Origin of the sequence: Micromonospora sp. NPDC050784 (assembly GCF_044456765.1) — a bacterium.
GTDB lineage: Bacteria > Actinomycetota > Actinomycetes > Mycobacteriales > Micromonosporaceae > Micromonospora > Micromonospora foliorum.
The window spans coordinates 178680-186595 of record NZ_JBITGG010000007.1 but is presented as its reverse complement, the minus strand read 5'-3'; the positions used below and the strand labels follow the sequence as shown (position 1 = coordinate 186595).

General features: G+C 71.4%; 6 protein-coding genes. 4 read left to right on the top strand and 2 right to left on the bottom strand.

The features are described from left to right. Positions 1-128 precede the first annotated feature (128 nt). On the bottom strand, positions 129-3659 hold the full coding sequence (gene dnaE, locus ACIBD9_RS12295) for a DNA polymerase III subunit alpha (RefSeq protein WP_396716973.1): 3531 nt from the start codon (positions 3657-3659) through the stop codon (positions 129-131). 144 nt (positions 3660-3803) lie between these two features. Here dnaE and ACIBD9_RS12290 point away from each other — a divergent pair, with 144 nt between their 5' ends. The 3 genes from ACIBD9_RS12290 to ACIBD9_RS12280 all read left to right on the top strand — a co-directional run bounded on the left by ACIBD9_RS12290 (position 3804) and on the right by ACIBD9_RS12280 (position 5598). After that, positions 3804-4424, top strand: coding sequence for an L-threonylcarbamoyladenylate synthase (locus tag ACIBD9_RS12290; RefSeq protein WP_396716972.1), 621 nt, complete (start codon positions 3804-3806; stop codon positions 4422-4424). Positions 4425-4516: 92 nt separating this feature from the next. Continuing rightward, the gene (locus ACIBD9_RS12285) at positions 4517-5056 is read left to right on the top strand and encodes an RNA polymerase sigma factor (RefSeq protein ID WP_396716970.1); all 540 of its coding nucleotides are present in this window, start codon (positions 4517-4519) and stop codon (positions 5054-5056) included. Then, positions 5053-5598, top strand: coding sequence for a hypothetical protein (locus ACIBD9_RS12280; RefSeq protein ID WP_396716968.1), 546 nt, complete (start codon positions 5053-5055; stop codon positions 5596-5598). Before ACIBD9_RS12285 ends, ACIBD9_RS12280 begins: the two co-directional genes overlap by 4 nt. A 17-nt stretch (positions 5599-5615) precedes the next feature. Here the strand turns inward: ACIBD9_RS12280 and ACIBD9_RS12275 are convergent, their stop codons facing one another. Beyond that, positions 5616-7094, bottom strand: coding sequence for a serine/threonine-protein kinase (locus tag ACIBD9_RS12275; RefSeq protein WP_396716966.1), 1479 nt, complete (start codon positions 7092-7094; stop codon positions 5616-5618). 133 nt (positions 7095-7227) lie between these two features. Here ACIBD9_RS12275 and ACIBD9_RS12270 point away from each other — a divergent pair, with 133 nt between their 5' ends. Beyond that, entirely contained in the window at positions 7228-7821 is a 594-nt protein-coding gene (locus tag ACIBD9_RS12270; RefSeq protein ID WP_396716964.1) for a hypothetical protein, read from the top strand. Positions 7822-7916 lie beyond the last annotated feature (95 nt).

The window sequence follows — 7916 nt, the reverse complement described above, 5'->3', positions numbered from 1 at the left end:
TGCCGCCCCGAGTTCGGGGTGACGGGGTGGTTGGGGGTGGCCGACGGCCAGCTCGGGTATATCAGCGCCCCCGCCGGGGGGTGTGCTGGGCGGTCCGGCCGGCGCCCGCCGGCCGCACCGAGGCCCACTCAGCTCACGTTGGCCGGGCCGAGGACGCTCTTCAGGTCACCCATCAGCGCGGTCGTCGCCGCCACCCGGAACGGGCCCAGCCGCAGGGTGGTGGTGCGCCCGCCGTTCTGGAGTTTGACGTGCACCTCGGTGTCGCCGGGGTGCAGCACCAGGGTTTCCTTGAGTTTCTCCACCAGCGGTGGTGTGCAGCGGTGCACCGGGATGGTGAGGGTGACCGGCTTGTTGGTGGCGCTGGTGCTGACATCCGGCATGGACATGTCCATCGCCATGATCCGTGGGGTGTCGTCGCGGCGGTCCACCCGACCCTTGACCACCACGATGGCGTCCTCGGCGATGTACTGCCCGATCACCTCGTACGTGTTCGGGAAGAACAGGGTCTCCACCCCACCGGCCAGGTCCTCCAGGGTGGCCGACGCCCAGGCTCGACCCTGCTTGGTGACCCGGCGCTGCACCCCGGAGAGGATGCCGGCGAGGGTGACGACCGCCCCGTCGGGCACCGCGCCCTCCTCGGCCAGGGAGGCGATCGTGGTGTCGGCTGCCGCGTTGAGGATGTGCTCCAGGCCGAACAGCGGGTGGTCGGAGACGTACAGGCCGAGCATCTCCCGTTCGAAGGCCAGCTTGTCGCGCTTGTCCCACTCGCTGTCGCCGATGGTCGGCATCACAGTGGTGCTGCCGGTGTCGGCGTCACCGAAGCCGGCGCCGAACAGGTCGTACTGGCCGACGGCCTCCTTGCGCTTGACGTCGGCGTACGCGTCGATCGCGTCGGCGTGCACCGCGAGAAGGCCCTTGCGGGGGTGGTCGAGGGAGTCGAACGCGCCCGCCTTGATCAGCGATTCGATTGTCTTCTTGTTGCAGACCACCGCGTCCACCTTGGACAGGAAGTCGTAGAAGTCGGCGTACTCGCCCTTCTCCTCGCGGCAGCGCATGATCGAGGCGACCACGTTCGCCCCGACGTTACGCACGGCGGCGAGGCCGAAGCGGATGTCCTTGCCGACCGGGGTGAACGGCCCGGCCGAGGTGTTCACGTCCGGTGGCAGCACCTGGATGCGCATCCGGCGACACTCGGACAGGTAGAGCGCCATCTTGTCCTTGTCGTCGCCGACGCTGGTCAGCAACCCGGCCATGTACTCGGCCGGGTAGTGCGCCTTCAGGTACGCCGTCCAGTAGGAGACCAGGCCGTACGCGGCGGAGTGCGCCTTGTTGAAGGCGTACCCGGCGAACGGCACCAGGACGTCCCACACCGCCTGGATCGCCTCGTCGGAGTAGCCGCGCTCGCGACAGCCGTCCCGGAACGGGATGAACTCCTTGTCGAGGATCTCCTTCTTCTTCTTACCCATGGCCCGGCGCAGCAGGTCCGCCTGACCGAGGGTGTAGCCGGCGAGGATCTGCGCGGCGCGCTGCACCTGCTCCTGGTAGACGATCAGGCCGTGGGTGGGCTCCAGGATCTCCCGCAGCGGCTCCTCCAGCTCCGGGTGGATCGGGGTGATCTCCTGGAGGCCGTTCTTGCGCAGCGCGTAGTTGGTGTGCGAGTCGACGCCCATCGGACCGGGTCGGTACAGGGCCAGGACGGCGGAGATGTCCTCGAAGTTGTCCGGCTTCATCAACCGCAGCAGCGACCGCATCGGCCCACCGTCGAGCTGGAACACGCCCAGGGTGTCACCGCGGGCCAGCAGCTCGTACGCGGCCTTGTCGTCGAGCGGCAGGCCCAGCAGGTCGAGCTTGCGGCCGTGGTTCAGCTCGATGTTCTTGACCGCGTCGTCGATGATCGTCAGGTTGCGCAGGCCGAGGAAGTCCATCTTCAGCAGCCCGAGCGACTCGCAGGTCGGGTAGTCGAACTGCGTGATGATCGCCCCGTCGGCGTCGCGGCGCATCAACGGGATGTGCTCGATGATCGGCTCGGCGGACATGATGACGCCGGCGGCGTGCACACCGGTCTGCCGGATCAGCCCCTCGATGCCCTTGGCCGTGTCGATCACCTTGCGGACGTCCGGGTCGGAGTCGTACAGGCCGCGGATCTCGCCCGCCTCGGCGTAGCGGGGGTGCTTGTTGTCGAAGATGCCGGTGAGCGGGATGTCCTTGCCCATCACCGCCGGTGGCATGGCCTTGGTGATCCGGTCGCCGACCGCGTACGGGAAGCCGAGGACCCGGGCCGAGTCCTTGATCGCGGCCTTCGCCTTGATCGTGCCGAAGGTGGCGATCTGGGCGACCTTGTCGTCGCCCCACTTGTCGGTGACGTACTTGATCACCTCACCGCGCCGACGCTCGTCGAAGTCGATGTCGACATCCGGCATCGAGACCCGCTCGGGGTTGAGGAACCGCTCGAAGATCAGACCGTGCTGGATCGGGTCCAGGTCGGTGATGCCCAGCGCGTACGCGACGAGCGACCCGGCGGCCGAACCACGGCCCGGGCCCACCGCGATGCCCTGGTTCTTCGCCCACTGGATGAAGTCGGCGACCACGAGGAAGTAGGACGGGAAGCCCATCTGGTTGATCACGCCGAGCTCGTACTCCGCCTGGACGACGTGCCCCTCCGGGATGCCGTTCGGGTAGCGGCGGGCCAGGCCGGCGAAGGTTTCCTTGCGGAACCAGGACTCCTCGGTCTCCCCCTCCGGGACCGGGAAGCGCGGCATCAGGTTGTGGAACTCGAACATCCCGGCCGGGTCGACCTTCTCGGCGACCAGCAGGGTGTTGCGGCAGCCCTCCTGCCACAGTTCGGACGAGTCCACCGCGCGCATCTGGTCGGCGCTCTTGATGAAGTAGCCGCCGCCCTCGAACCGGAACCGGTTGGGGTCGTCGATGTTGCTGCCGGTCTGCACACAGAGCAGCACGTCGTGGGCGGTGGCCTGCGCCTCGTGGGTGTAGTGCGAGTCGTTCGTGACCACCGGCGGGATGTCCAGTTTGCGGGCGATCTCGGTGAGCCCTTCGCGGACCCGGCTCTCGATGGAGAGGCCGTGATCCATGATCTCCAGGAAGTAGTTGTCCTTGCCGAAGATGTCCTGGTAGCTGGCGGCGACCTTGAGAGCCTCGTCGAACTGGCCCAGCCGCAGCCGGGTCTGCACCGCACCGGACGGGCAGCCGGTGGTGGCCATGATGCCCTCGGCGTGCTCGGCGATCAGCTCCATGTCCATCCGGGGCCACTTGACGTAGTGCCCCTCCATGGAGGCGCGCGAGTTGAGGGTGAAGAGGTTCTTCAGGCCCTGCGCGTTCTTCGCCCACATGGTCTTGTGGGTGATCGCGCCGTTACCGGAGATGTCGTCGCTCTTCTGCTCCGGGCGACCCCACTTGACCCGTGCCTTGTGATAGCGCGACTCCGGCGCCACGTACGCCTCGACGCCCAGGATCGGGGTGATCCCGGCGGCCATCGCCTGGTTGTAGAAGTCGTTCGCGCCGTGCATGTTGCCGTGGTCGGTGATCGCCACAGCGGGCATGCCCAGCCGCTTGGCCTCGGCGAACAGGTCCTTCAGTCGGGCCGCTCCGTCGAGCATCGAGTACTCGGTGTGCACGTGCAGATGCGCGAACGAATCAGCCATGCGTGGCGCCCCCCGGCGGTGTGGATCTTGTTGGTCGGAGCCGACCGGGACCTACCCTACCGAGGTGATCTCGGCGGCTCCACCGTCCGCGCCGAGGGTGGCCCTCGTCTCCTGATCGTCCCCGTGTGGGCCTAGGCTCGGAGGATGGCGAGGTACTACGACGTACACCCGGAGAACCCACAGCCCCGGGTCATCGGGCAGGTCGCCGACCTGATCCGCGGTGGTGGGCTGGTCGCCTACCCGACGGACTCCTGCTACGCGCTCGGCACCCAACTGGGCAACCAGGACGGGCTGGACCGGATCCGGCAGATCCGGCACCTCGACGATCGGCACCACTTCACGCTGGTCTGCCACGACTTCGCGCAGCTCGGTCAGTTCGTGCAGATCAGCAACGCGGTCTTTCGCCTGGTGAAGGCGTCCACCCCGGGCAGTTACACGTTCATCCTGCCGGCCACGCGGGAGGTGCCCCGCCGGATGCTGCACCCGAAGAAGCGGACCGTCGGCGTGCGGGTGCCCCGGCACACCGTCACCCAGGCGCTGCTGGCCGAGCTGGCCGAGCCGCTGGTGTCCAGCACGCTGGTCCTGCCCGGCGACGAGGAGCCGATGACCCAGGGCTGGGAGATCAAGGAACGGCTCGACCACCAGCTCGACGCGGTGCTCGACGCCGGCGACTGCGGCAAGGAGCCGACGACCGTGATCGACCTGTCCGGGCCCGAGCCGGAAATCCTGCGCCGGGGTGCCGGGGACGTGTCCCGCTTCGAGTAGCGCGCGCGTCGGGTGTCGGACGGTACGGGGCCGCTGCGGCGGCACCGGTCGTACGCTCAGGGATCGGCACCGGCGAGCATTGGACACCCGGCATGCCCGACGCGGACGACATCGACGCGCTGGCCCGCGCCGCCGCGCACGGCGACCCGGCCGCGCTGAACGCCCTGCTGGTCGCGGTGCGCCCGGAGGTGCTGCGGCTGTGCGCCCGATTCCTGCCCAGTCGGGAGGACGCCGAAGAGGCCTGCCAGGACACGCTGCTGGCGCTGGCCGGCGGCATCGGCCGGTTCGAGGGGCGCTCCTCGTTCCGCACCTGGCTGCACCGGCTGACCGCCAACCGGGCCCGCTCGACGTACCGCACGCTGCGCCGCCGCTGCCGATTGGAGGCCGGCGGCGTACCGCTGCCCGACCAGGCCGACCCCCGACGGACCAGCGTGGTGGCGGGCACCCGCCTCGACCTGCTCGACGCCTTCGACTCGGTCCACCCCGACCTCGCCGAGGTGGTCGCCCTGCGCGATGTCCTCGGGCTCAGCTACCCCGAGATCGCCGCTCTGCTCGACCTACCGCTGGGCACGGTGAAGTCCCGGTTGCACCTGGCCCGGCGGCAGGTCCGGCAACGGCTCGGCGCCGAGTGAGCCGCCCGTCGTTCCGCCGGGTCGTGGTCGTTCTCGCGGTCACCGTGGCGGTCTCCGGCTGCGGCGGCGCCGACGCCGTCTCGCCCCTGCCCGTCCAACCGCCCGGGCCAACCCGTTCGATGCCGACCCCCACCGCGATCCCCACGATCTCCGCGATCGCCGCGCCGACCGGGTCGCCGTTCCGACCGCCGCCGACCAGCGCGCGCCCGGCCGCACCACCGCCCGCACCCACCAGAACCAGGGGTACGCCCCGAACGACTCCCCCGCCCGACGCGACCCCGGCCTGTCAGGGCGCGGTCCGCTACGACCTGCCGCTCGCCGAGACCGAGATCGAGCTGCTGAAATCGCTCTGCTTCGCCACCGGCGCGGTGCTGCGCATCCAGGGCATCGGGCCGGGGCTCGTCACCGTGGACCGCCCGGAGTTGGTCTCCCAGCAGTACGAGGCGGGCGTGGTGGACATCCGCTTCGTCCGCGCCGGCACCGTCGCGGTGACGATCCCCAAGGACGGCCGTGAACACACCATCACCGTGGTGGTCCGCTAGGGCGGGTTCGGCCGCACCTACCGCAGGCGTACGCCGGCGAGCAGGGTGTCCACGAAGGCGGGTCCGCTGTCCGCTGGAGGGGCGATCTGCACGTACACCACTGCGGGTCGGCCGGGGTGCTGGGCGGCCGACTCGATGATCTGCGGCCGACCCCGGTCGCAGCGGTACGCCACCACGGTCCACTCGACGCCCGCCTGCCCGGTGACGCGGGCCGGCGCGGACGCGCAGTCGCCGTGCGTGCGCTCGGCCAGGAACCCGGCCGGCGTGGTGCGTGCCGCCGTGGTGGCGGAGAGACCCACGAACGCGCCCGGCAGTCGGGGGTCGACGGCCCACCGGCGGGGCTCCGGCGACATCACCAGCGCCGGCTCGGGTTCACCGTCGGCACCGTACTGACCGGCCCAGGTGGCACCCGTGGCGGACCAGCCCGGCGGCAACGCCACGGTCAGCGGCCCGGCCGTGTACGTGCCGCCGACCGGCCGAGCCAACCCGGCGCCACCGGACTCGGCGCCCACCGCACCCACCGCCACGGCGGCCACGACCGCGACCCCGGCCAGCCGCATCCGGTACGGGCGGCCGGCCGCCGGCCGAGGTGACGGCCGGCGGCGCCCGGGACTCGCCGCCGGGGCGCTCCCGCCCGTCGACGCGACCGGCCGCCCCGTCAGGCCGCTCCCGCCGGTCCCCGCGACCGGGCCGCCCGCGCGGGTCAGCGCGGCGTGCAGGGTCGTGGCGTCGGCGTAGCGGTCGGCCGGGCGGTGGGCGGTGGCCTGGGCGAGCACCGCCGCGACCGCCGCAGGCACGTCGTCCCGTAGTCGGATCTCCGGGGCGTGCCGAGGCGGACCGGGCCCGGTCGGGTTCGCGCCCGACGGGTCGGCGGCGAGCAGTCGGATGCCGAGCCGGCCGAGCCCGTACACGTCGGCGCGGGTGTCGACCACCGCGCCCGGATCGTCCTGCTCCGGGGCCATGTAGCCCGGGGTGCCGGCCCGGGCGGTCAGCCCGGAGGCGGCAGCCAGCGCCTTGGCGAGGCCGAGGTCGGCGATCAGCACCTGTTCCGGGCCGCCGGGGCCGGCGGAACGGAACAGGATGTTGCCCGGGGTGAGATCGCGGTGCACGACGCCGTGCCGGTGCAGCACGGCGACCCCGGCGCAGACCTCGCCGAGCAGCCGCAGCGCCGCCGGCGCGGGGATCTCGCCAACGGCCAGCCGGTCCCGCAGGCTGCCCCCGTCCGCCCAGGCCAGAACCGCGTACGGGCGGCCGTCGGGCAGCTCACCGACGGCGTGTACCCGGATCAGCCGTTCGTGCTCCAGCCGACGCAGCAACCGGGCCTCGTCGAGGAAGCGTTCCCGGACCCGCAGGTCGTGGCTCCAGTTCTCGGCCAGCACCTTGATCGCCACGTGCGCGTCGAGCGCCCGGTCGTGGCCCAGCCAGACCGTCGCGAACGAACCGACGCCGAGCAGTCGCTCGATGGCGTAGGGCCCGATCCGCAGTGGAGCCGTCACCGTGTCACCTCCGGCCAGCACGGTCGGTCGGCGTCTCTCTGCACAGTAGACCGGGTTGGTCGGGATCCCGACGAACCGTTGGCCCTGGCGCGGTGACTAAGAGGGCAGGAGACCCATCACCGAAGGAGCCATCATGAACCGTCCCGCGATCCTCCTCACCACCGCCGCGTTGGCGCTCGGCACGCTCGTCCCGGCGACCGTCGCCGGTCCGGCGGCGGCAGCACCCCGGGCCGGCGGCGCCGCGTCGGCGCGCGGCCCGCTCGCCACCGCTGTCGGGCACAGCCACCCGGAAGTGCTCAGCGTTCGTGGCGTCGGCGTGTACCGCATCGGCGCCAGCCTGGCGGCGCTCACCTCGAACGGGCACATCGACTGGACCGCGCCGGGCTGCGGCGGGGTGGTGCACGCTGGCGTGACCGGCTCCTGGGCGGGCGTGCTCCTGCTGGCCTTCCACAACGGGCGACTGGTGGAGGTCGGTACGGCCACCGCGCCGCCACGGTCCCCCGCCGGTGCCTCGGTCGGCATGTCCTTCGACGAGTTGGAGGCGATCTACGGCCGGCGGGGGTCGCTGATCCGCAACGACGCGGGGGACGCCGAGGCGTACCTGGTCCGGGTCGGGTCGCGGGTGGAGCTGTTCACCGGGCACCCGATCCGGCCCGGCGTGGGCTACTTCCAGGTCGGCCCGGCCAGCTTCGTCGAGCGCAACTTCCGGCAGGGCGGGTCCTGCTGACTTTCCCCAGGTGCGGGGCGTCCGGTGTCGGCCGGGCGCCCCGCATGTCGTATCGAACGAACGAAGGTCGGACGGAGGTTGGGCGGACACGATGA

What these genes read in the sequence shown, in the direction of transcription:
- dnaE (WP_396716973.1), bottom strand. Translation starts at nt 3,659, where the DNA reads ATGGCTGATTCGTTCGCGCATCTGCACGTGCACACCGAGTACTCGATG.
- ACIBD9_RS12290 (WP_396716972.1), top strand. Translation starts at nt 3,804, where the DNA reads ATGGCGAGGTACTACGACGTACACCCGGAGAACCCACAGCCCCGGGTC.
- ACIBD9_RS12285 (WP_396716970.1), top strand. Translation starts at nt 4,517, where the DNA reads ATGCCCGACGCGGACGACATCGACGCGCTGGCCCGCGCCGCCGCGCAC.
- ACIBD9_RS12270 (WP_396716964.1), top strand. Translation starts at nt 7,228, where the DNA reads ATGAACCGTCCCGCGATCCTCCTCACCACCGCCGCGTTGGCGCTCGGC.